A 23,331-nucleotide genomic window follows, 5' to 3' on the forward strand; every position below is an offset into this window, starting at 1 on the left:
GCCGGAGACCGGGCCTGGGGCTCAGGCCGCCGACGTCCCGCTGAGCTCGAACCACATCCGCTTGCCGGAGCCGCGCGGCTCCACGCCCCAGGAGTCCGCGAGTGCCTCGACCAGCATCAGACCCCGCCCGGAGGAGGCCTGCTCCCCCGGCGTCCGGCGGGTCGGCCAGAGGTCCGACTCGTCCTCCACCTCGACCCGCAGCCGGGCCCGGCCACCGTCCGCCTCCGGCTCCCGGTAGAGCCGGGCGGTGAACATGGCGTCCCGGTCGGTGTGCCGGATGGCGTTGGTGACCAGCTCGGAGGAGAGCAGCTCGGCGGTGTCGATGAACTCGGCCACGCCCCAGCGGCGCAGCGCGTCGCGCAGCTCGGCCCGGACCTCGGCGACCCGCGCCAGGTCGGCCTGGCCGATCCGGCGGCGCAGCTGCTGGGCGGCCAGCCCGCCGGCCGGGCCGTCCCAGCGCAGGAGCAGCAGCGCTATGTCGTCCTCGCGCTCGCTGGAGTCGGCGGCCTGGGAGGCGATCCGCTCGGCCAGCTCCTCCAGCGGGTCGCGGGCGGCCTGCCCGGCGTCCGGCAGCGGGCGGGCGAGCGCCCGGGCGAGCCGGGCGATGCCCTCGTCCAGGTCCATGCCGCGCGCCTCGACCAGGCCGTCGGTGCAGAGCAGCACCGTCTCGCCCGGGTCCAGGCTGAACCGGGTGACCCGGTACTCCTGGTCCGGGTCGATGCCCAGCGGCAGCCCGCCGGCCACCGGCACCACGGCGGCGGTGCCGTCCGCGCGGCGCACCAGCGGGTCGAGGTGACCGGCCCGGACGGCGTAGACCACGCCGTAGTCCACGTTGACCTCGGCGTAGGTGCAGGTCGCGAAGTGGTCGGTGTCCAGGTCCGCGAGGAAGCGGGAGGCGCGGGCCATCACGGCGGCGGGCGGGTGGCCCTCGGCCGCGTAGGCGCGCAGCGCGATCCGCAGCTGGCCCATGATCCCGGCGGCGTGCACGTCGTGGCCCTGGACGTCGCCGATCACCAGGCCGACGTGTCCGCCGGGCAGCGGCACCACGTCGTACCAGTCGCCGCCGATCTGCAGGCCGGAGCCGGCCGCGATGTAGCGCACGGCGGTGGTCACGCCCGGGACGGACGGGACGGTGCGCGGCAGCATCACCCGCTGGAGGCCGGCCGCGAGCTCGTGCTCGGCGTCGTGCAGCCGGGCCCGGGCCAGCGACTGGGCGACCAGCCCGCCCAGCGTGGTCAGCAGGGTGCGCTCGTCGGCGTCCAGCTCGCGCTCGTCGTCGAAGCTGACCACGCAGACGCCGATCGCCCGGCCGCTGGCCACCAGCGGCAGGTACGCCCAGGAGCCCCGGCCGGTGCGGCTGGTCTGCTCCCACACCTCGGGGTAGCCGTCGCGGAAGTCCTCGCGGGTCGAGACGAAGACCGGCGCGCGGTGGCGCAGCGCCTCGGCGGCCGGGTGGCCGGGCGGCAGCACGGTGCGGTCCCAGACCGCCAGCGAGTCGGAGCGGTAGCCGGAGGCGCCGAGGATCTGCGCCCGTCCGGCCTCGAAGGAGGCCAGCACCAGGCCGTCCGGGGGCAGTCCGGGCAGTGGCAGCTCGGTGAACACCCGGGCCACGTCACGCACGGTGACGGCTTCGGAGAGGGCGCGCGCCGCCTCCTTGATGAACCGGGAGCGCTCCTCGCGCAGCAGGGCCATCCGGTCGGCGTGGTCCCGCTTGTGCAGCTCGACGGTGGCGTCCCAGACGAAGCCGACCATCCGGGAGGCCCGGCCGAAGGCGTCGGCGAGCACCCGGCCGCGGAAGCGCACCGCGCGCATGCCGCCGTTCGCCCCGACCGTCCGGTAGTAGGCGCCGCACTGGCCCAGTTCGGACACCGCGCGCTCGACCCGGCGGCGCACCACGGGCGCGTCCTCGGGGTGCAGCATGGCCAGGAAGGAGGCGGCCGTACGGTCGAAGCGGCTCTGCCCCAGGGCGTCCAGTCCGACGATCGCACAGGCCCGCTGGTCGCCCTCCAGGACGTCGCGGCGGATGTCCCAGTCGAAGGAGCCGATGCCGTTGGCCGCCATCGCGGGCTCCAGCCAGTCCGGCATGGTGTCCGCGGAGGACGGCGGCAGGCCGCCCGACAGCACGGGCGCCAGCCGGGCGGCGGCGAGGCTCGGGGACGGGCGCACCGCGGAGCCGCGGCGCGAGGACTGGGCGGGCGGCCGGGCCCGGCCCGTCCCGGTGGTGGTGGGGCCGGCGGCGGGCTGCCCGGAGGTGCGCGGCTCCGGGGCGCCCGGCTGCTCGGCGACACGCGGCTCGACGGCTCTCGGCCGGGCGGTGCGCGGCTCCACGGTCCTCGGCTCTACGGCTCGCGGCGCCACCGTCCGCGGCTCGACGACGGGCGCCGCGCCGGGAGGAAGCGCCGGCCCCGGCGACTCGGGCTCAGTGGGCATGCTGCTCCTGCCGCTGCCGTGGCGGACCGCGCCGACCGTCCGGACGGGCCGCGTGGCGTTGTGATGGGTCGTGCTGGATAGGACGGTGCGACGGACGGTCGCCAGTCGAGGTTCGGTCTCCCCGCTGCTTCCCGCACGTGGACACACATTCCCACCATCCTGGCCAATGTTCGGCCGAGCGGCAATGCCAACGGGCCGGAAATCTTCCGTTCCGCCTTCTGTTCTGGGCTTCCTTCGACAGCGAATCAATCGACGGCGAACAATCGTACGTCCTGCCGCCGACCCGGAACACACGGCCCGGAACGCACGGCCCGGAGCACGCCGCCCGGAGGCGGGGCTCAGGGCATGGCGAGCTCGAACCAGGTGACCTTGCCGTCGCCGCGCAGCTGCACACCCCAGGAGTCCGCGAGCGCCTCCACCAGCAGCAGGCCGCGCCCCGAGGTCGCGTACTCGCCCTCCGGATCGCGCCGCCGCCCGGGCAGTCTGCTGGTGCCGTCCTGCACCTCGATGCGCAGCCGGTGGTCCGAGCCGAGCTCCGCGTCGAACACCGCACCCTTGCCCGTGTGCAGCAGCGCGTTGGTGACCAGCTCGGAGGAGAGCAGCTCGGCGGTGTCGGACAGCTCCGGCACCCCCCAGTGGCTCAGCGCCGAGCGCAACCGCCGCCGCACCGCGCCCACCCCGACGAGATCCGCCGGATCGAGCGTGAGGTGCAGTCTCCGGTGCACGGCACACCCCGGTGCCGGCGCACCCGGCAGGGTCGTCCCGGTGCCGGCGACCGGCGCCTGGACCGGCCCGGACCGGTAGGCGTCGCCGGAACTCGTCCGCTGCCGCGGGAATCGCGACTGACCGTCCATCAACACATGCCCCCGCCCTGAAATCCGGGCCCCCGCCTCCGGATCCCCCGCCGGCCGGGTGGCCCCCTCGTTCTGACCACTCATCCTCATGCCCAGTTGACGGCGTTTGCAACAGTGTGCGTCCGATCACGTGGGGTGAAAGGGGCACGGGGTGGTTCGCGTGATCCAACTGCCCGCGCCGGACAGGTTTGCGAAGCGCAGAGGCTGTTTTCGAAGAAGCCCCCACCCGATCCCGCGCACACCCGGCGCCCGTACCGACCGTGCGCCCGACCACGCGCCCCCTGCCCCGCTCCCGCCGCGCGCCGGGGTCCGGGCACCGGTCCACCCGGACCTCTTCGCCCCGCCCCCCGCTCCCGCCCGCTCACCCCCGTCCCCCGCCCGGCGGGCCGAACGCCCGCGGAGCGGCAACGCTGGACAGGGCGGCCCGCTGCGGGTTCAATGACCCCGAGGCGTTTGAACGTCGTTCTAACATCGACCCCGACAGCCCCGAGGCCCCGAGCAGACCCCCGTCCCCGGCGACCGCGAGCGAGGAACCGTGCGACTGACCCCCACCGAGCGGGACCGGCTGCTGATCTTCACGGCAGCCGAACTGGCCCGCGCCCGCCGCGCCCGGGGCGTGCGCCTCAACATCCCCGAGGCCACCGCCCTGATCGCGGACACCGTCTGCGAGGCCGCCCGCGACGGCCGCCGCCTCGCCGAGGCCATCGAGGCCGGCCGCTCCGTGCTCACCGCCGACGAGGTGCTGCCCGGCGTACCGGACGTGGTCACCGTCGTCCAGGTCGAGGCCGTCTTCGAGGACGGCACCCGCCTCGCCGTCGTCACCGACCCGTTCAAGGGCGCCGGCTCGCTCGGCGACGACGCCCCCGGCGGCGCGCTGATCGGCGACGGCGCCGGCTACGACCCGGTCGAGGAGACGCTGCTGCTCCCCGTGCACAACACCTCCGGGGTGCCGATCTCGGTCACCTCGCACTTCCACTTCTTCGAGGCCAACCCCCGGCTGGCCTTCGACCGGGCCGCCGCCTACGGCACCCACCTGGCCGTGCCGGCCGGCTCCTCGGTGCGCTTCGACCCGGGCGCCACCGTCGAGGTCGGCCTGGTGCCGATCGGCGGAGAGCGGGTCGCGATCGGCTTCGCGGGGCTCGTGGACGGGCCGCTGGACGCGCCCGGCGCGAAGGAGGCCGCCCTGGCGAAGGCCCGCGCGACCGGCTACCTGACCGGCTTCGACGACGCGGAGGTGCCCTCGTGAGCGCGATCACCCCGCACGACTACATCGCCGTGCACGGCCCGCGCGCCGGGGACCGGGTCCGGCTCGGCGACAGCGGACTGATCGTCCGGGTCGAGTCCGACTCCCAGGCGCCCGGCGACGAGTTCCTGGCCGGCTTCGGCAAGACCGCCCGGGACGGCCTGCACCTCAAGCCCGCCGCCGTCCGCGACACCTGCGACGTGGTGATCAGCAACGTGCTGGTGATCGACGCGGTCCAGGGCGTCCGCAAGACCTCGATCGGCCTGATCGGCGGCCGGATCGCCTCGATCGGGCGGGCCGGCAACCCCGACACCCTCGACGGCGTCGACGTGGTCGTCGGCACCGGCACCACGATCGTCTCCGGCGAGGGCCTGATCGCCACCGCCGGCGCCGTCGACACCCACGTCCACCTGCTCTCGCCGCGGATCATGGAGGCCTCGCTGGCCTCCGGCGTCACCACCATCATCGGCCAGGAGTTCGGCCCGGTCTGGGGCGTCGGCGTCAACTCCCCCTGGGCGCTGCGGCACGCCTTCAACTCCTTCGACGCCTGGCCCGTCAACATCGGCTTCCTGGGCCGCGGTTCGTCCTCCGACGAGGCCCCGCTGATCGAGGCGCTGGCCGAGGGCGGCGCGTCCGGCTTCAAGGTGCACGAGGACATGGGCGCGCACACCCGCGCCCTGGACACCGCGCTGCGGGTCGCCGAGGAGTACGACGTCCAGGTCGCCCTGCACACCGACGGGCTGAACGAGTGCCTCTCCGTCGAGGACACCCTCAAGGTCCTCGACGGCCGGACCATCCACGCCTTCCACATCGAGGGCTGCGGCGGCGGACACGTCCCCAACGTGCTGAAGATGGCGGGCGTGCCGAACGTCATCGGCTCCTCCACCAACCCGACGCTGCCGTTCGGGCGGGACGCGCTCGGCGAGCACTACGACATGATCGTCTCCGCCCACGACCTCAAGCCCGACCTGCCCGGCGACGCCGCGATGGCCCGCGACCGCATCCGGGCCGGCACCATGGGCGCCGAGGACGTGCTGCACGACCTCGGAGTCATCGGCATCACCTCCTCCGACGCCCAGGGCATGGGCCGGGCCGGCGAGACCGTGCGCCGCACCTTCGCCATGGCCGGGAAGATGAAGGCCGAACGCGGCCCGCTCGACGGCGCCGGCTCGTACGGGACGACGGAGAGCGGCGACGACAACGAGCGCGTGCTGCGCTACATCGCCAAGCTCACCATCAACCCGGCCATCGCCCACGGCCTCTCCCACGAGGTCGGCTCCATCGAGATCGGCAAGCTCGCCGACATCGTGCTGTGGCGCCCCGACCACTTCGGCGCCAAGCCCCAGCTGGTCCTCAAGGCCGGCTTCCCCGCCTACGGCGTGGTCGGCGACCCCAACGCCTCCACCGACCGCTGCGAACCGCTCGTCCTGGGGCCGCAGTTCGGCGCCCACGGCGCGACCGCCGCCGACATCTCGGTGGCCTTCGTCGCCCAGGCCGCCGCCGACGGCGCCTACCTCGACCAGGCCGCCGACGGGCTGCCCACCCGCCGCCGCCGGGTCGGCGTGCGGAACACCCGCGGCATCGGACCGCGCGACATGGTGCGCAACGCCCGCATCGGCCACGTCGAGGTCACCGAGACCGGCCTGGTCTCCCTGGACGGCTCGCCGCTGCGCTCCGAACCCGCCGACAGCGTCTCCCTCAGCCGCCTCTACTTCCTCTGACCGCTTAGGACTTCACGATGACCACCGCCACGCCCGCCTCCCTCGGCTACCGGATGCCCGCCGAGTGGCACCCGCACGACCGCACCTGGATGGCCTTCCCCACCACCAACCCCACCTTCGACGGCCCCGAGCAGCTGCACGCCGCCCGCCAGGCCTGGGCCGCCGTCGCCGACACCATCGTCCGGTACGAGCCGGTGACGCTGATCGTCAACACCGGCGAAACCGAGCAGGCGCGCACGTACGTCTCCGAGAAGGTCGAGATCGTCGAGCGCCCGCTGAACGACGCGTGGATGCGCGACATCGGCCCCTCCTTCCTGATCGACGGCAAGGGCTCGCTGGCCGCCACCGACTGGATCTTCAACGGCTGGGGCGCCCAGTCCTGGGCCCGCTGGGACAAGGACCAGCACATCGCCGAGCACATCAGCGAACTGACGGACGTCCGGCGCTTCGCCTCCCGGCTGATCAACGAGGGCGGCGGCATCCACGTCGACGGCGAGGGCACGGTCCTCGTCACCGAGACCGTCCAACTCGGCGAGGGCCGCAACGCGACCTGGACCAAGGAGGAGGTCGAGGCCGAGCTGCACGCCTTCCTCGGCACCACCAAGGCGATCTGGCTGCCGCGCGGACTCACCCGCGACTACGACGAGTTCGGCACCCGCGGGCACATCGACATCGTCGCCTCCTTCGTGCGCCCCGGCGTCGTGGTCGCCCACGTCCAGCCCGACCCCTCGCACCCGGACCACGAGGTCTGCCGCGAACTGGTCGCCGTGCTGCGCGCCTCCACCGACGCCCAGGGCCGGCCGCTGGAGGTCCTCGAACTGCCCGCCCCCACCGTCCTGCTGGACGAGGACGGCGAGCCGGTCGACTACTCCTACATCAACCACTACGTGGCCAACGGCGCCGTCGTCCTGTGCGCCTTCGACGACCCGCGCGACCAGGAGGCCGCCGCGATCCTCGCCGAGGCCTACCCGGGCCGCACCGTCGAACTCGTCGACGCCCGCGAGATCTTCGCCAACGGCGGCGGCATCCACTGCATCACCCAGCAGCAGCCGAAGGCGCTCTGACGCCCCGCCCGGGCGGGGGCCGTACGCCCCCGCCCGGGCCGCCTTCCCGCGTTCCGCGCCGCTTCCCGAGCCCCGCGCCGCCTTCCCGCGTTCCGGCCCACCGAGGAGAACCCCACATGGCCGACCCCCGCCCGCGCCGGCCGGCCCGCCCCCGCGAGGAGGTCTTCGCCACCGCCCGGGCCGCGATCGCCGAACACGGGCTCGCCAAGCTCACCATGGCCGGGCTCGGCAAACAGCTCCAGATGAGCGCCGGACACCTGCTCTACTACTTCGGCAGCAAGGACCAGCTGCTGCTGGAGACCCTCCGCTGGAGCGAGGACCAGCTCGGCGCCCGCCGCCGCGAGGCCCTCGCCGACCACACCCTCGACCCCTGGCAGCGCCTCGACGCCTACCTGCGCCTCTACCTGCCGGAGGGCGCGGGCGACCCGCGCTGGATCCTCTGGGTCGAGGTGTGGGGCCGCTCCCCCGCGAGCGCCGAGATCCGCCAGGGCCAGCAGGACATCGAGGCCCCCTGGCAGGCCGACCTGGTCGCCCTCATCGAGGAGGGCACCGCCACCGGCCGCTTCACCCCCGGCCCCGCCGCCGACCGCGCGGCCCAGATCCGCGCCCTGCTCGACGGCCTCGCCGTCCCCGTCGCCATCGGCCTCCCGGACGCCCACCGCGACACCGCCCTCACCCAGGCCACCGCCGTCACCGGCATCCTCCTGCGCACCTGAGCGGCCCCGCGGCCTGACCGGCTCCGGTTCCGGACCCGGATCCGGACCCGGATCCGGGTCCGGCTTCGGCTTCGGCTTCGGCTTCGGCTCAACCACCGGGTGGAGAACGGCGGGTGGAGAACCGGCCGCCGACCTCCACCCCCGCTCCGAAGCCGGGGCCGCCGAGCCGACCTACCGTCAGAGCATGACCGCGATCCTGCGCCGCACGGCCGCGACCGGTGGCCTGCTGCTCTCCCTCCTGCTCCTGCCCGCGGCCGTCGCCCCGCCGACGGCCGACGCCGACGCCGCGCCCACCGCCCTCCGTTGGGGGCCCTGCCCGGCCCCGACCCCCAACGCCAACGGCACGCCCTTCCCCCGCGACCCGCGCCAGCGGTGCACGACGCTGCGCGTCCCCCGCGACTACCGCCACCCCGGCGCCGGGACCCTCACGCTCACCGTCTCCCGGATCCGCACCGCCGACCCGGCCCACCGCCGCGGCGACCTCGTGGTGGTCCCCGGCGGACCGGGCGGCTCCGGCCTCGACTACCCCGGGGAGGCCACCGCCTTCCTGCCGCCCGACGTCCTGCGCTCCTACGACCTGATCGGCTTCGACGAGCGCGGCGTCGGCAACAGCACCCCCGTGCACTGCGACCTGCCCGCCGAGGAGCGCGCCGCCGAACTCAACTACCCCTTCCCCGCCCCCGACGGCTCGATCACCGCCAACCTCGACCTGGCCCGGCGGATCGCCGACGCCTGCGCCGCCGCGAGCGGCCCGTACCTCGCCGACATCACCACCGCCGACTCCGCCCGGGACCTCGACCGGATCCGGGCCGCCCTCGGCGTCCACCGGATCTCCTACCTGGGCTCCTCCTACGCCACCTACCTCGGCCAGGTCTACGCGAGCCTCTTCCCCACCCGCGCCGAGCACGTGGTGCTGGACAGCACGGTCGCCCCCGGCGGGGAGCAGCAGGCGATCGGCCTGTTCAGCGAGGGCACCGAGGAGGCCTTCCCGGCCCTCGCCCGGTACCTCGCCGCCCGCGACGACACCCTCCACCTGGGCGCCACCCCCGAAGCCGTACGGGCCGCCTACCTGCGGCTCGCCGAGGAGCTCGACCGCGCGCCGTTCGGCCTGCCCGACGGCCGGACCCTCACCGGCAACACCCTTCGGGCCGTCGTCTACGCCTCGCTCACCAAACCTCGCTACTACCCGCTGGCCGCCACGGTGCTGCGGATGGCCGCCACCCGCACCGCCCCGCCGCCGGGAGGCTCCCCCGGCAGCGGCCTCCCGTCGGTCATCCCGGACAACTTCGTCGCCGCCCAGTCCGCGGTGATCTGCGGCGACTCCGCCTGGCCCCGCGACCCCGCCGTCTACGCCGCCCGCACCGCGGCCGACCGGCAGCGCTACCCGCTCACCGCCGGCATGTCCGGCAACGTCTGGCCCTGCGCGTTCTGGCACTACCGCCCCGAGGAACCGCCGGTGCGCCCGAACCCGGACGGGCCGCGGAACATCCTGATGCTCCAGAACCGCTACGACGCCTCGACGCCGTACTCCGGGGCCCGTCAGGTCCGGTCGGCCTTCGGCCACCGGGCGGCGATGGTCACGGTGGACGCCACCGGGCACGGCGTCGACTTCACCGACCCCCGGATCCGCGACCCGCTCACCGCCTTCCTCCTCGACGGCCGGCTGCCGGCCTGACCGGCCCGGGACCGCACCCCGCCGCTCCGCATCCCGCCGCCGCCCTCCCCGGTCACTCGGTCCAGATGGCGGCGGCCGTGCGGTCGTCGGCGTAGCCCTTGGCGCGGACCTGGACCTGGCGGAGGAAGTCGACGGTGCCCGGGGGGTGCGGGTGGGTCCAGTGGGTGGAGAGGAAGTGGGCGACGGCCGGCTCGTCGGCGATGGGGCGGGCGAGACCGGGGGTGCAGAGCAGGAGGATGTCGCCCGGCGTCACGGGGACGAGCCGGAAGCGGAACGGGCGCGGACCGGGCACCGGGGCCTCGGGGACCGGCGGCTGGCCGTCCGGGTGGTGCAGCAGGCGGGCCGCGTAGGCGTCGATCCAGTGGCCGGAGCGCAGCAGGTAGAGCCCGCCCGGGCCGACGCCGAAGGCCGCCCGGTAGCCGGCCTCCGGGTCCAGCGACACCAGCAGGCAGTGCAGCAGCGCCGGGGACGGCGCGTCCTCCTCCTCCCGGGGCACCAGGGCGCGCAGCGGGGCGGCGGCACCGGTGGCCAGGCGCTGGAGGCCGTAGCGGAGCCGGTCGCGGGCGCCGGCGCGCAGGTCGGCGGCCAGCCCGGCCCGGCTGCGCCCGATCGCGGCCGCGAGCTGGTGGCACGCCTCCCCGGTGGCGGCCGCGACCGCCTCGGCGGTGAGCGCCTCCTCCTCGGGGCCGCCCGTCCGGTCGAAGCCGCCGAGGACGGCGAGCAGCAGGCCGTCGGGGCCCTCGCCGAACCGGGTGACCAGCAGGGCGTCGCGGCGCGGCTCGCCCCGGTAGCGCGCGGAGTCACCCCGGACGGAGGCGGCGCGCAGCACGGACGGCCCGTACTGGGCGCCGTCCAGCACGGTGTCCGGTACGAGCGCGCGCAGTGCGCCCGGGTCCGCCTCGGGTACGGCCGTCGGCTCGGGTCCGTAGGTCGGCGGGCGTTCGCCGACGTGCGGGACAGCGGCGCCGCCGTCGGCGAGCGGTGCGCGGATGGCCAGGCGGGGGTCGGGGACGGGCGCGGGGGCTTCCGGCTCCTCCGCCGTCTCCGGCTCGGCCGGCGCCTCGGCGACGACGGGCTCCGGCTCGGGCTCGGGCTCCGGTTCGGGGGCGGGCTCCGGTTCGGGGGCGGGCTCCGGTTCGGGGGCAGGCGGCGGGGTGGGCTTCTCCAGCGAGACCGGGTCCGGGACCGGTACGGTCTCCGGCTCAGGTACCGGCTCGGGCTCGGGTACCGGCTCCGGCTCCGGCTCCGGCGCGGGGTTCGGTGCGGGCTCCGGCGCGTCCTCGGCGAAGGCGGGGGCCGGGACGTGGTGGGTCTCGGAGGAGGTCCGCTGTCGCCCGATCCCCTCCGCCCCGCCGATCACGCCGACCGCGGTGTCGAACCAGTCGTCGATGCTGTCCCGGTTGTCCGTGCTCTCCGACCCGTCAGGCTCCGCGGGAGCCCCGGCGTCGACCTCCGGCACAGCCGCCGCAGCCGCCACCTCCGGCTCCGGCTCCGGCCGCGCCTCCGGCTCCGCCGACCGCTGCTGCCCGATGAGCCCGACCGCCGTGTCGAACCAGTCGTCCACGCTGCCGTCCCCCGGGTCGGCGTGCGGGGTGTCCGGGAGGGTGCCCGCCGGACCGTCGTAGACGGCGTCCCACCAGCCGTCGTCCGGCCGGTGCGGCTGTGCCGGTGCACCCTGCTTGCTCATCTGGCGGCTCCTGGTCGTTCCGTGGTCGCGCCGCCCCCGGGCGGGCCGGGCTGACGACATTGTTCTCCACCCGCGAGGACCCTGTCCGGGTTTCGGCGACAACCGGTCACCCACCGGAAAGTCCCGGCCACCGCGCTCACCTGCCGGTTCGCGAGCCCGGTCCCGGGCGCGTCATCCGTTCGTCCGCTTCCGTTCCGTCCGTGCTTGCCGGATGTGTCCGGAGCAGGGTGTTTCCTGGTCATCCGGGCGTACGGGCCGCCGAAAATGGGGGCCGGTGGGGGGCATCGCATCACTCGTTCGGCTGATTAAATGTGCGCATGACCGCGTCGGCCCCCAGTTCGCCCCGACCGGGGAGGGCCGCATCCGCGGGCCGCCCGGCAGGTGGGCTGTTGGTCCTGCTGCTCGTCGCGCTGCTGACGCTGCTGCCGTGCGCGGGCCAGGCGAAGGCGGTGGACGGCTCCGGCCATCCGACGGCGGCCGCGGCCCCGGCCGGCTCCGTCACGGTGGTCAGCGTGGTCAGCGTCCAGGTCGCCACCGGGCACGCCTCCTACACCGGCCGTGCCGCGAAGGTCGCCAAGTCCGCGAACCCCTCGGACCACCACCGGACGGCCGAGGAGCAGGGGCACTGGATCCTCTGCACCGCCGACGGCCAGCCGCCGCGCAACAACGGCTGCTCCAGCCACCCGTACTGCCCGCAGGACGCCCAGCTGCCGAACCCGCCGCCGCAGCCGCAGCCCGCCGTGTCACCGCTGACCCCGACCGCGCCCGACGCGCAGCCCCGGGTGGTGCCCGCCGGCCTGCTGGACGGCGCGCACCCGGTTCCCGACCTGCACGAACTCCAGGTCCACCGGTCCTGAGCGGAACCCACCGCCGGCGCAGCCGCCGACGGATCCGTCCCTCCTCTCACTCCACCTGACCGCCGCCACCGACCGGTGCGGCGGGGACAAGGACGACCACCATGGGTTCCTCCTCCAAGCAGTCCAACAAGCCCGGCGGCAAGCAGGACGGCCTCGACCGCCGTGCCCGGATCGCCGAGCTGCGCGCCGCCGAGCAGCGCCGCGACCGCCGCAACAAGATCGTCGCCTCGGTGGTGGCCGGTGTGCTGGTGGTCGGTGCGATCGCCACCGGCACCTGGATCGTCATGGACCAGAACCAGAAGAAGAAGGACAAGCAGGCCGCCGCCAACGCGGACATCCCGGGCGTGAAGACCTTCGGCGAGCTGAGCCGCACCCACGTCAAGGACAAGGTCACCTACCCGATGACCCCGCCGGTCGGCGGCGACCACAACGCCATCTGGGCGGACTGCATGGCCCACGTCTACGACCAGCCGCTCGAGAACGAGCGCGCCGTCCACTCGCTGGAGCACGGCGCGGTCTGGGTGACGTACAACGGCAAGGCCACCCCGGACGACATCAAGACCCTCTCCGACAAGGTCAAGAAGACCCCGTACTCGATGATGAGCCCGTACCCGGACGAGCAGGGCACCATCACCCTGAACGCCTGGAGCACCCAGCTGACCGTGGACAGCGCCAGCGACCCGCGGGTGGAGGAGTTCTTCACCAAGTACGTCCAGGGCAAGCAGACCCAGGAGCCGGGCGCCTCCTGCACCATGGGGCAGATGTGACCGCCGACGCGGACCGCCCGGACGACCTGGACGGTACGGAGGAGGGCGCGGCCCCGCGCCGCCGCCGCCTGTGGTGGCCGGCCGCGCTGGCCGCCGCCGTGGCGCTGGCGCTCGGGGTGCCGGCCCTGGTGGCGAGCGGGACCTCGGCGTCCGGCTCCTCCACGCTGTCCGTCCCGGCCGACGACTCCCCCGAGGCCGGGTTCGCCCGCGACATGGCGACCCACCACCAGCAGGCCGTGGACCTGTCGTTCGTCGTCCGGGACCGCACCGCCGACGAGCCGACCCGCACCCTGGCCTTCGACATCATCAACACCCAGGCCAACCAGCGCGGGATGATGATGGGCTGGCTGGACCAGTGGGGGCTGTCCCAGCACTCGACCGCCACGCCGATGGCGTGGATGAAGATGGGCCACGACTACCAGGCCCACGACGGTTCGCTGATGCCCGGCATGGCCACCAACACCCAGATCGCGAAGCTGCGCACGCTCAACGGGCGGGACGCCGAGGTGTTCTACCTCCAGCTGATGATCGAGCACCACAAGGGCGGAGTCGAGATGGCCCAGGGCTACGTCGACAAGGCCCGGAACGACACCGAGAAGCGGCTGGCGCAGTCGATGGTGGTCGCCCAGACCTCCGAGCTCCAGCTGATGACCGACATGCTCAAGGAGCGCGGCGCCGAACCCGGCGTGCCCGCCTCCTGAGCGGTCGCCCCGTTCGGCCTGTCCGGTCTCTTCCAGCTGTTCCACCTGTTCCGCGTTTCCGCGCGTTCCCCGGACGGCCGGGGCGCCGGCGGGGACGGTCCCGTACCGTCCCGGCCGCGCCCCGGCCGTCCGCCGTTCTTCCCCGCCCCCTTCAGAACCCCCTTCGGAGCACCCCCGCATGACCCCCGACGCCCCCTGGCTGATCGCCGGACTCGGCAACCCCGGCCCCTGGTTCCGGCTCACCCGCCACAACGCGGGCTTCCTCGCCGTGGACCGGCTCGCCGAACGGCACGGCGCCCGCTTCCGCCGGAGCGGGCTCGCCGGCCTGACCGCCGAGATCGGCATCGACGGCCACCGGGTGCTGCTGGCCAAGCCGCTGTGGTGGTCCATCAACCTGTCCGGACGCCCGGTGGCCGCGCTGCTGCGCCGCCACGGCGTCCCGGTCGAACGGCTGGTGGTCGTGCAGGACGACCTGGACTTCCCCTTCGGCTCCGCCCGGCTCAAGCGCGGCGGCGGCCCCGGCGGCCACAACGGCGTGCGCTCGGTGGGCGAGGTGCTCGGCACCCGGGACTTCGTCCGGCTGCGCTTCGGCATCGGCCGCCCCCCGAAGGGCCGGAGCGTCGGGGACTTCGTGCTGAAGAAGTTCTCAGAGGAGGAACTGGCCGCCATGCCCGGCGAGTTGGACCGCTGCGCGGACGCCCTGGAGACCCTGGTCCGGCGCGGCCTCAACCGCGCCCAGGACACCCTGAACGCCCGTACGGACGCCTAGGGTCCGGTCCTTCGGGTGCGGACGGGCCGGGTGAGCAGCGCGGCGGCGGCCGCGACGGCAGCGAGGGCGAGCAGCACCGTCCGCCCACCGGACGCGGCGCCCGCCAGGTGGACACCGAGGACGGACAGCGCCATGCCGAGCGCCGTACCGAGGCTGCGGGCCATGTTGACCATGCCGCCGCCGACCGCCGAGCACTGGGCCGGGATCGCCCGCATCACCAGGGCGTTGTTGGCGGGCAGCAGCAGGCCCAGCCCGTAACCGGCGACCAGCAGCGGGAACGCCACCGCGTCCGAGGCCGGCAGCACGGCGAACAGCAGCAGTCCGACGGCCGTGAGCAGCGCGCCGAAGCGGCACCTGGTCACGTCCGACCAGCCCCGGGGCAGCCACCCGCCGCCGACCGTCGCGGCGAAGGCGAACGCGGCGGGCAGCAGGGTGACCACCAGGCCCGCGTGGGCCGTCGACACGCCCGCGCCGGTGAGCAGCACCGGGCCCAGCACCAGCGGGCAGAACAGCAGCAGGTAGCCGATCAGCGCCACCACCAGGCCGGAGCGCACGCCCGGGGTGTTGACCAGCCCGGGCGCCAGGATCGGCCGGGCGGCCCGCCGCTCCTGGCGCACCAGCGCCAGGGCCAGGACGGCGGAGGCGAGCAGCAGGGCGGCCACCGCCCAGCCGGGCAGGGGCAGTCCGGAGGCGGTGGACAGGGCGAGCAGCAGCGTGGTGGTCGCCCCGGTGAGCAGCAGCAGGCCGGGGAGGTCGAAGCGGGCGACCTCGCGGGGGGCGGTCCGGTGGGTGCCCGTCCCGTGGGTGCCTGTCCGATGAGCGGCTGTCCGGTGGGTGCCGGTCCGGCCCTCGCGGGGGCCCGGTACGGCGGCCGGGGCGCCGGTCGTCCGGGTGCGGGGCAGCAGGTACCAGCCGGCCAGGATGCCGAACACCGCGATCGGCACGTTGACCCAGAAAACCCAGCGCCACGAGGCGTGTTCGACCAGCATCCCGCCGAGGATGGGCCCGAGCGCCAGGCCGAGGCCCTGGGCGGAGGCCTGGATGCCGAGCGCGCGCCGCATCGCGTGCCCGGGGACGCCGCGCGCGACCAGGGCAACGCTGTTGGCCTGCATCATCGCGGCGCCGACCGCCTGGACGGCGCGGAGGCCGACCAGGACCCAGAGGCCGCCGGCGAATCCGGCGCCCAGCGAGGAGAGGCCGAAGACCGCGAAGCCGCCGATGTACATCGTCTTGCGGCCGACCAGGTCGGACAGCCAGCCGATCGGGGCCAGCAGGGCGACCAGGACCAGCAGGTAGGCCAGGGCGACCCACTCGACGGCGGCGAAGCCCGCGCCGAAGTGGCGGCCGAGGGCGGGGAAGACCAGGGCGATGACGCTGGCGTCGAGCTGGCCGAGGAAGGCTCCGAGACAGACCGTGCCGACGGCGAGCCAGTGGGCGTGGCGCCAGCCGGCTATGCCACGCGGCCGGGGCCGCTCGGTGAGCAGCCTCGTGGCAAGGGCAGTGGCATTCATGACACGAATATATCGGATACAGATATGTTCTTTCTACGAGCAGCTCGCTCTGCGACAGGAGACGTCCCACGGTACGGACGGTGCCGGAGGAGCCCCCGCCACGAGGCCCGCAACAGAGCCGCAACACAGTGCGGCCCCGAGGCCCGAACCGGCCGCCGAACCGCCCCGTACCAGGCGATACGCTGTCCGCCATGCCGTCGTCACCACACGTTCCCGACCCCGCCACCGGAAGTCCCGACCCGGCGGTCGAGCACGCCCGGCGGCTGACCGACACCGTCACCCGGCTGCGCCGCGCGCTGCGCAGCAGCATCCGCACCGACTACCCGTGGGAGTCCCTGCCGATGGCGCAGGTCGAACTCCTCCAGACGCTGGCCGCCGCACCGCTGCGGGTCGGCGAACTGGCCGCGCGGCAGCGGCTCGCGCCCAACACCGTCAGCGGACTGGTCGGCAAGCTGCTCGACGCCGGCTTCGTCGACCGCCAGGCCGACCCCGGCGACCGCCGCACCGCCCGGATCGCCCTCACCCCGGCCGGGCGCCGACAGCTGGACGACTGGCAGCACGCCCATGAACGCCGGATCGCCGCCGCGCTCGGCACCCTCGACCCGGCCGACCGCACGGCGGTCGTCGACGCGCTGCCCGCGCTGGAACAGCTCGCCCGCGCCCTCGCCCAGCCGGGCACCGGGCCCGAGCAGGGGCCCGCCGCCGGCTAGGAAGCCACCGACGGGAAACCGGCCTGCGGGAAACCGCCCTGCGGGAAGCCGGCCGGCCGGAAATCACTGGTCGCCGGGGCCCGTCCGGCGCTACCGTCCCCGGCATGACCACCGCGGACGTGCGCATCGAGCCCTGGACGGACGACGACCTCGCACTGCTGCGCCGGGTCAACACACCGGAGATGAAGAAGCACGTCGGCGGGCCGGAGAGCGAGGAGCGGCTGCTCGTACGGCACCGGCGCTACCTGGACTTCGTCCCGTCCGGACTCGGGTGCATGTACCGGATCGTGCTGCTGCCCGAGGGCGAGGCCGTCGGGACGGTCGGCTACGGCACCCGGACGTGGGAGGGCCGGACCGTCCACGAGATGGGGTGGAACGTGCTGCCCGGCTTCCAGGGCCGGGGCATCGCGGTTGCCGCCACCCGCGCGGCGGTCGCGGCCGCCCGCCGCGAGGCCGCGCACCCCCACCTCCACGCCTTCCCCTCGGTGGACAACCCCGCCTCCAACGCGGTCTGCGCGAAGGCGGGGTTCACACTGCTCGGCGAGACGGACTTCGAGTTCCCGCCCGGGCGGTTCATGCGGAGCAACAACTGGCGGGTGGACCTTCGGAGTTGATCGCTCGCGGTCGGCGTTCGAGGTTGCCGTGGGCGTCGGCGGTCAGAACAGGGTGCCGCCCTCCAGGTCCAGCAGCCAGCGCTTGCGGTCCACGCCGGCGGCGAAGCCGGTGAGCGCGCCACCGGCGCCGAGCACCCGGTGGCAGGGCCGGACGATCAGCAGCGGGTTGGCGCCCACCGCGCCGCCGACCGCGCGGACCATGCGCGGCTCCTGCCCGGCCAGCTCGGCGAGTTCGCCGTAGGTGACGGTGGTGCCGTACGGGATCTCGTCCAGCGCGGCCCAGATCCTGCGGCGGAACTCGGTGCCCTCCGGCGCGAGCGGGAGGTCGAAGCCGGTGCGCTTGCCGGCGAAGTAGTCGGTCAGCTGGGCGACCGGCTCGGCGAGCGCCTCGGGGTCGCGCACCCAGTCGTCGGCGGGCTCGGCCAGCGCGTACTTCTGGCCGGGCACGGTGACGGTGGCCAGCGCGGCCGGTCCGCCGTCCTCCGGCAGCACCCCGCTGAGCAGCAGCCGGCCGAAGGGGCTCTCCATGGTGGTGTAGACGGTGGTGCTCATGCTCGTCCGATCTCCGTTCCGGTGCTGGTGCTACTGGTGTCGCTGGTACTGATGCTGGTGCTCATGTCGGTGTCGGTCCCGGTGCCTGCGGGGCCGGTGTCTGCGGGGCCGGTGGTCGCGGGGCCGGCCCACAGTCGGTGGACGGCGTAGGAGCGCCACGGGGCCCAGGACTCGGCGGCGCGGGCGGCGGACTTCGGGTCCCCGGCGGCGCCGAGGCGGAGCAGGCCGTGCTTGACGCCCACGTCGCTCGGGAGGAAGACGTCGGGGTCGGCCAGGGCCCGCATCCGCAGGTAGCCGACCGTCCACGGGCCGATGCCGGGCAGATTCAGCAGGCCGGCCGCGGCCTCCTCGCGGTCGACCCCGCTGTCGAGCCGGACCGTGCCCTCGGCCAGCGCGCCGCACAGGCCGATGAGCGCGCGACGGCGGGCGGCGGGCATCGCGAAGTCCTCCGGGTCGGCGGCGGCCAGGGCCGCCGCGGGCGGGAAGAGCAGGCGCAGGCCGCCGCTGGGCTCGGGCAGCGCGGTGCCGTACTTCTCGGCGAGCCGTCCCGCGAGGGTACGGGCGGCGACGACGGTGATCTGCTGGCCGAGGACGGCGCGGACGGCGAGCTCGTGCGGGTCCACGTGACCGGGCGAGCGCAGCCCGGGGCGCTCGCGGACCAGCGGGCCGAGCAACGGGTCGGCGCCGAGCTGCTCGTCGACCGCGAGCGGGTCGGCGTCCAGGTCGAAGAGGATGCGCAGGCGCTGGACGGCGGTCGGCAGGTCGCGCAGGTCGGCGAGGAGCAGGCGGCAGTCCAGCCAGCCCCGGGTGGGCGGCTCGCCCGGCGCCAGGCCCTCGACCTCGGCGATGCCGTGGCCGTACGGGAGCGCGAGGGTGCGGCGGTACACGCGCACGCCGGGGCGCGCGCCGGGGACGACCTCCTCCACGCCGGGGACGGCGCGCAGGGCGAGGAAGTCGATCAGGTGCTCGCTGTCCAGCGCACCGCGGTAGGCCAGGCGCAGGGTGAGACCGCCGGCCGGAGTCGCGATGCGGCGACCGGCGGCGACCTCGGCGCGCAGGCCGCTGGGAGTGCGGTCGTAGACCTCGCGCACGGTGTCGTTGAACTGGCGGACGGAGGCGAAGCCGGCCGCGAACGCGATGTCCGTGACGGGCAGTTCGGTGGTCTGGAGGAGCAGGCGGGCAGTCTGCGCGCGACGGGCGCGGGCCAGCGCGATCGGGCCGGCGCCCAGCTCGGCGGTCAGCTGGCGCTGCAGCTGGCGGGAGCTGTAGCCGAGGCGGTCGGCCAGGCCGGCCACGCCCTCGCGGTCCACCACGCCGTCGCCGATCAGGCGCATCGCCCGGCCGACCAGGTCGGCGCGCTGGTTCCACTCGGGCGAGCCCGGCACGGAGTCCGGGCGGCAGCGGCGGCAGGCGCGGAAGCCCGCCCCCTGGGCGGCCGCGGCGCTGGGGTAGAAGACGCAGTTGACCCGCTTGGGGGTCACGGCGGGGCAGCTCGGACGGCAGTAGATGCCGGTGGAGGTGACCGCCGTGAAGAAGACCCCGTCGAAGCGGGAGTCGCGGCTGTCCACGGCTCGGTACCGGATGTCGTCGTCGATCACGTTGTCCAGTTTGCGGCACTGGGCGGGGGGTGACTGGCGGGAATCGGACATCACCGTTGATCGTCGCCGTTCCCTGCTTCGGGGGGCCCTCCCCCTCCCCCCGCCCCCACCCTCCCCACCACCCACCCACCACCTCACCCCATGGCCCATCGGCCCATGGCGCCTTGGCCCGGAGGCCTGCCGGCCCGCCCATTCGCCGGCCCGTGCCCGAGACCACCCGCACGGCACGGCACCCCTGCAAGCCCCGGGCCTGGGCACCTGGCACCTGACACCTGGGCTCCGGGCGCCAGGCACCGGGCACCTGTCACCTGGGCTCCGGGCGCCAGCGGCCGGGCACCGGGAGCCTGGGCTCCTAGGCTCCTGGCCCCGGGCTCCAGCGGCCGGGCTCCGGGCGCCGAGAGCCCCGGGCCCGAAATTCGCGGGCCCGCCAGCCGTCCCGCCGTTACCCTCGCGGCATGAGCGAGCAGCACTCCTACACCGGTCCGGACGACCCGCGCGTCGTCGCCCTGCCTCCGGCCGAGTTCGCGTTCCCCGGCCCGCTGCGGGACCAGCTGGTCGCGGCGATCCTCGACGGCGCCAAGACCAGCACCACCGGCCTGGTCGCCGACTACGACCACGAGGGCGAGCCCCTGCCGCTGCCCGGTGAGCTCTCCGCGGTCCTCGACTCGGACGGCCGCAGGGTCGCCGTGATCGAGACCACGGACGTCCGGGTGGTCCCGCTCGCGGAGGTCGACCTCCAGCACGCCCTGGACGAGGGCGAGGGGTGCACCAGCGTGGCCGAGTGGCGTGCGGTGCACGAGCGGTTCTGGCGCAGTCCGGAGATGCTCGACGCCCTCGACGACCCGGGTTTCACCGTGGACGACAGCACTCCGGTGGTCCTGCAGAGCTTCCGCCTGGCGGCCGACCTCCGCTGAACCGGGTGGGCCCGGCGGAGGCCGGCGGCCGTGGCGCGGCGGCCGGCCGGTGCCGGGGTTCAGCGCTTCACCGGACCTCCCGCGGCTCGCATCGACTTGTTGATCGTCTTCCACTTCTTCAGCCGCGCCTTGGCCACCCGGGCGTCCGACCGCGAGGCGATCCACTCGTTCTCGCGCTGGAGCTTGAGGTAGCTGTCCATCCGGCGCTGCGGCAGGGTGCCGTCGGCCAGCGCCGCCCGCACCGCGCAGCCGGGCTCGGTGTGGTGGCCGCAGTCGTGGAAGCGGCAGTCCTCGGCCAGCTCGGCTATGTCGGCGAAGGCCAGGTCCACGCCCTCGCCACCGTAGAGGCCGACTTCGCGCAGCCCGGGGGTGTCGATCAGCACGCCCCCGCCGGGCAGCGGGATCAGCTCGCGGGTGGTCGTGGTGTGGCGGCCCTTCTGGTCGACCTCGCGGGCCTCCTGGACGGTCATCACCGAGGAGCCGGCCAGGGCGTTGGTGAGCGTGGACTTGCCGACACCGGACTGGCCGATCACCGCGGTGGTGCCGGGGGTGCAGGCGCGGAGCACGTCCATGCCCTCGCCGGTCTCGGCGCTCACCACGACCACCGTGACCCCGGGGGCGACCGCCTCGACGTCGGCCCGGATGAAGTCGGCGTCGTCGACGAGGTCGGCCTTGGTGAGGACGACCAGCGGATCGGCGCCGGACTCCCAGGCCAGGGCGAGGAAGCGCTCGATCCGGCCGAGGTCGGGATCGGTCGCGAGGGAGGAGGCGATCAGCACGGTGTCGACGTTGGCGGCCAGCACCTGGCCGTCGGAGCGCTTGCCGGCCACCTTGCGGATGATCGCGGTGGAGCGCGGCAGCAGCGCGGCGACGGAGGCCATCGGCTGGGCGTACAGGTCGACCGCCGCCCAGTCGCCCGTGCAGGGGCAGTTGATCATGTCGGCGTCGCCCACCGGCCGGGTGTCGAACCGGACGGTGCGCGGCTCGCCCGTCTCCGGGTCGGCGATGACGGCGTCGCACTGGCCGCGGTCGACCCGGACGATCCGCGCCGGGAGCAGCCCGGCCTCGCCGAACGGGGTGAACAGCTCCGCGAGCTCGGCCGTCCAGCCGTAGCCGGTCAGCCCGGAGGCGTCAGCGGAGGTCGAGGAAGAAGAGGAGGAAGAGAACGACGGAATGGAGGCAGCGTTGAACAACGCAGTGGCCCTTCGGGAGGAGATGTCCCGGCGGGCTACGGCTGGCGCGAAGGGCTCAGCCGGCGGCCGGGAAAAGGAGGTGAACGCGAGTGCTGCCCTGGGCAGCTATCGGGGCGACAACGACCACGGGGTTCACCTCCTGCTCTCTACTCCTCGGGCGGCCCAATGGCCCCCGAACCGGATGTGTCACACGCTAGCGGAGCGGGGGATCCCGGCCAACCTATTTTTGACCTGCGGAAATGCGGGAAAGAGGCCGTCGGGAAGGCCTCGAAGGGCCACAATTGGCCCGCCGCAAACAGCCGCTCGGCCACCCCTGCCAGACCCGGCCACCCGGCTGCCCGGCCACCCCGCCAGGCCCGGCCACCCCGCCACCAGACACCCGCCCCCGACGCGCCCTACCCCCCGTACCGGTGCTTGAGGTTCGGGTCGTCCAGCCACCACGGCCGCATCCCGGTCTCCTCTTCCTCCGGCTGCCCCGTCTCCCGCGCCCGCTCGGCCGCCGCCGCGAAGCGGGCGTCCAGCTCGGCGTCCACCGCCTCGGTCTCCTCCCGCCCCTGCACCACCATCCGCCGCACCAGGGCGGCCAGGAACGGCAGCCCGACCAGGTCCCCCAGCACCCAGAACGCGTTGCCGCCCCAGGTCTGGTCCTGCGCCGGGCTCGGCCCCCACGGCCGCCCGAGCGCCAGGTAGTAGTGCTCGGCGACCAGGTGCCCGCCGTAGATCAGCACGATCCCGAGCCCCGCGTCGAAGATCACCTCGGCGAAGGTGATGAACAGCCCGACCAGGTGCGGGTACTCGTGCCCGACCGGGTCGAGCTGCAGGCGCGGCCAGAAGTACGCGAGGCCGAGCATCACCAGCGCCAGGTGCAGCACCACGTTCCCGAGCCCGCTGGACACCGACCACTCGTACCAGGGCGTGAAGTAGAGCAGCCACGGCGGCGCCATCAGTAGCGCGGTGGAGACCGCCGGGAACATCAGCACCTTGGACGGCCGGCTGCGCAGCGCCCGCAGGACGCGCTCCCGCCGGGCCGCCGGCGCCGCCTCGACCAGCAGCGAGACCGGCGCGCCGAGCGCCAGCAGCAGCGGGACGACCATCAGCAGCAGCACGACCTGCACGGCCCGGTCGGTGAAAAGGATCCGGTCGTACACGCCGAGGCCCGAGCAGGTGCACCAGATCCACAGCAGCAGCCCGCCGAGGAACGCGACGGTACGGGTGGGCTGCCAGCGCCCGCCGGCGGACCCGGCCCCGACCCCGGCACCAGCCCCACTTCCGCTCCCGACCCCGGCGGCCCGGTTGACGCGGCGCACCGCCGCCAGGTACCAGGCGCCGAGCAGCACCGACAGCGCGAGCACCAGCGGCTCGGCCGTCCAGGAGGTCGCCAGGTCGGACCACTGCCACGGCGGCGGGCCGCTGTAGGCGAGTACCGAGGCGGGACCGCCCACCGGACCGCCCGCCGGGCCGCCCATCAGGCCACCCGCCGGAGCACCCATCGCGCCGTCCAGCACCGCGCCCATCCGCCCGCTCACCTCGCTCGTCCCGGTGGTCCCCGCCTGTCGCGAATCCCATCGGTCGGGAACCCATCGGCCGGGAACCCGCCGATCGGGAACCCCGACACCGGAGCACCCCGGCGCCCGGCCATGATGTCCCTCGGCCGCGCCCCCGCCGCACCCGGGGCCCGCCTCTATACCCGGGCCTGAACAAAGCTTTACCAAGCCCCAACAAAGCTTTGCCCAGGCAAAGTTCTGCCCTCCTTCC

General features: G+C 74.7%; 20 protein-coding genes. 12 read left to right on the forward strand and 8 right to left on the reverse strand.

Annotated elements, in window-relative coordinates:
- Positions 1 to 21 precede the first annotated feature (21 nt).
- Together ACFVXH_RS01105 and ACFVXH_RS01110 are read right to left on the reverse strand one after the other, a co-directional pair.
- Positions 22 to 2,430, reverse strand: a complete 2,409-nt coding sequence (locus ACFVXH_RS01105) for a SpoIIE family protein phosphatase (RefSeq protein ID WP_079271782.1) — start codon at positions 2,428 to 2,430, stop codon at positions 22 to 24.
- Between the two features lie 338 nt (positions 2,431 to 2,768).
- A complete protein-coding gene (locus tag ACFVXH_RS01110; RefSeq protein ID WP_049658213.1) occupies positions 2,769 to 3,155 on the reverse strand; it encodes an ATP-binding protein in 387 nt (128 codons plus the stop codon).
- Positions 3,156 to 3,819: 664 nt separating this feature from the next.
- Here ACFVXH_RS01110 and ACFVXH_RS01115 point away from each other — a divergent pair.
- The 5 genes from ACFVXH_RS01115 to ACFVXH_RS01135 all read left to right on the forward strand — a co-directional run bounded on the left by ACFVXH_RS01115 (position 3,820) and on the right by ACFVXH_RS01135 (position 9,703).
- Entirely contained in the window at positions 3,820 to 4,530 is a 711-nt protein-coding gene (locus ACFVXH_RS01115; protein ID WP_049658208.1) for an urease subunit gamma, read from the forward strand.
- Positions 4,527 to 6,248: an urease subunit alpha gene (locus ACFVXH_RS01120; RefSeq protein ID WP_380718008.1), complete on the forward strand. Its 1,722-nt coding sequence runs from the start codon at positions 4,527 to 4,529 to the stop codon at positions 6,246 to 6,248. Before ACFVXH_RS01115 ends, ACFVXH_RS01120 begins: the two co-directional genes overlap by 4 nt.
- A gap of 17 nt (positions 6,249 to 6,265) precedes the next feature.
- The gene (locus ACFVXH_RS01125) at positions 6,266 to 7,312 is read left to right on the forward strand and encodes an agmatine/peptidylarginine deiminase (RefSeq protein ID WP_117487341.1); all 1,047 of its coding nucleotides are present in this window, start codon (positions 6,266 to 6,268) and stop codon (positions 7,310 to 7,312) included.
- A gap of 116 nt (positions 7,313 to 7,428) precedes the next feature.
- On the forward strand, positions 7,429 to 8,028 hold the full coding sequence (locus ACFVXH_RS01130; RefSeq protein WP_387819459.1) for a TetR/AcrR family transcriptional regulator: 600 nt from the start codon (positions 7,429 to 7,431) through the stop codon (positions 8,026 to 8,028).
- 184 nt (positions 8,029 to 8,212) lie between these two features.
- Positions 8,213 to 9,703: an alpha/beta hydrolase gene (locus tag ACFVXH_RS01135; protein WP_380743121.1), complete on the forward strand. Its 1,491-nt coding sequence runs from the start codon at positions 8,213 to 8,215 to the stop codon at positions 9,701 to 9,703.
- 52 nt (positions 9,704 to 9,755) lie between these two features.
- Here ACFVXH_RS01135 and ACFVXH_RS01140 read toward each other — a convergent pair whose 3' ends face one another.
- Positions 9,756 to 11,390: a hypothetical protein gene (locus tag ACFVXH_RS01140; RefSeq protein ID WP_387819461.1), complete on the reverse strand. Its 1,635-nt coding sequence runs from the start codon at positions 11,388 to 11,390 to the stop codon at positions 9,756 to 9,758.
- Positions 11,391 to 11,779: 389 nt separating this feature from the next.
- Here ACFVXH_RS01140 and ACFVXH_RS01145 point away from each other — a divergent pair, with 389 nt between their 5' ends.
- The 4 genes from ACFVXH_RS01145 (at position 11,780) to pth (ending at position 14,484) form a co-directional block, all read left to right on the forward strand.
- Positions 11,780 to 12,247 carry a hypothetical protein gene (locus tag ACFVXH_RS01145; RefSeq protein ID WP_074001015.1) on the forward strand — a complete coding sequence of 156 codons (468 nt, stop codon included), beginning with the start codon at positions 11,780 to 11,782 and terminating at the stop codon, positions 12,245 to 12,247.
- A gap of 101 nt (positions 12,248 to 12,348) precedes the next feature.
- On the forward strand, positions 12,349 to 13,014 hold the full coding sequence (locus ACFVXH_RS01150) for a DUF3105 domain-containing protein (RefSeq protein WP_387819464.1): 666 nt from the start codon (positions 12,349 to 12,351) through the stop codon (positions 13,012 to 13,014).
- 26 nt (positions 13,015 to 13,040) lie between these two features.
- Positions 13,041 to 13,715 (forward strand): DUF305 domain-containing protein, encoded by a 675-nt coding sequence (locus ACFVXH_RS01155; RefSeq protein WP_049656114.1) that lies wholly within the window; start codon positions 13,041 to 13,043, stop codon positions 13,713 to 13,715.
- 178 nt (positions 13,716 to 13,893) lie between these two features.
- Positions 13,894 to 14,484, forward strand: a complete 591-nt coding sequence (pth, locus tag ACFVXH_RS01160) for an aminoacyl-tRNA hydrolase (protein ID WP_375873911.1) — start codon at positions 13,894 to 13,896, stop codon at positions 14,482 to 14,484.
- Here the strand turns inward: pth and ACFVXH_RS01165 are convergent.
- Positions 14,481 to 15,995 (reverse strand): MFS transporter, encoded by a 1,515-nt coding sequence (locus ACFVXH_RS01165; RefSeq protein ID WP_387819466.1) that lies wholly within the window; start codon positions 15,993 to 15,995, stop codon positions 14,481 to 14,483. The genes pth and ACFVXH_RS01165 overlap by 4 nt on opposite strands.
- Positions 15,996 to 16,186: 191 nt before the next feature.
- On the opposite strand from ACFVXH_RS01165, the gene ACFVXH_RS01170 reads away from it, so the two are divergent.
- The gene (locus ACFVXH_RS01170; RefSeq protein WP_049656105.1) at positions 16,187 to 16,705 is read left to right on the forward strand and encodes a MarR family winged helix-turn-helix transcriptional regulator; all 519 of its coding nucleotides are present in this window, start codon (positions 16,187 to 16,189) and stop codon (positions 16,703 to 16,705) included.
- A 104-nt stretch (positions 16,706 to 16,809) separates the two neighbouring features.
- A complete protein-coding gene (locus tag ACFVXH_RS01175) occupies positions 16,810 to 17,319 on the forward strand; it encodes a GNAT family N-acetyltransferase (protein WP_117487347.1) in 510 nt (169 codons plus the stop codon).
- Positions 17,320 to 17,361: 42 nt separating this feature from the next.
- Here ACFVXH_RS01175 and ACFVXH_RS01180 read toward each other — a convergent pair whose 3' ends face one another.
- Positions 17,362 to 17,871, reverse strand: coding sequence for a methylated-DNA--[protein]-cysteine S-methyltransferase (locus ACFVXH_RS01180; RefSeq protein WP_049656108.1), 510 nt, complete (start codon positions 17,869 to 17,871; stop codon positions 17,362 to 17,364).
- A complete protein-coding gene (locus tag ACFVXH_RS01185; protein ID WP_387819469.1) occupies positions 17,868 to 19,520 on the reverse strand; it encodes a DNA-3-methyladenine glycosylase 2 family protein in 1,653 nt (550 codons plus the stop codon). The genes ACFVXH_RS01180 and ACFVXH_RS01185 overlap by 4 nt, the downstream gene beginning before the upstream one ends.
- Before the next feature lie 404 nt (positions 19,521 to 19,924).
- Here ACFVXH_RS01185 and ACFVXH_RS01190 point away from each other — a divergent pair, with 404 nt between their 5' ends.
- Positions 19,925 to 20,383 carry an ASCH domain-containing protein gene (locus tag ACFVXH_RS01190; RefSeq protein ID WP_117487350.1) on the forward strand — a complete coding sequence of 153 codons (459 nt, stop codon included), beginning with the start codon at positions 19,925 to 19,927 and terminating at the stop codon, positions 20,381 to 20,383.
- Positions 20,384 to 20,442: 59 nt separating this feature from the next.
- Here ACFVXH_RS01190 and rsgA read toward each other — a convergent pair whose 3' ends face one another.
- Positions 20,443 to 21,576 carry a ribosome small subunit-dependent GTPase A gene (rsgA, locus tag ACFVXH_RS01195; RefSeq protein ID WP_387819471.1) on the reverse strand — a complete coding sequence of 378 codons (1,134 nt, stop codon included), beginning with the start codon at positions 21,574 to 21,576 and terminating at the stop codon, positions 20,443 to 20,445.
- A 395-nt stretch (positions 21,577 to 21,971) separates the two neighbouring features.
- The gene (locus ACFVXH_RS01200) at positions 21,972 to 23,102 is read right to left on the reverse strand and encodes a cytochrome c oxidase assembly protein (protein ID WP_387819473.1); all 1,131 of its coding nucleotides are present in this window, start codon (positions 23,100 to 23,102) and stop codon (positions 21,972 to 21,974) included.
- Positions 23,103 to 23,331 lie beyond the last annotated feature (229 nt).

The sequence above is a fragment of the Kitasatospora sp. NPDC058184 genome (assembly GCF_042883725.1).
Classification (GTDB): Bacteria; Actinomycetota; Actinomycetes; order Streptomycetales; family Streptomycetaceae; genus Kitasatospora.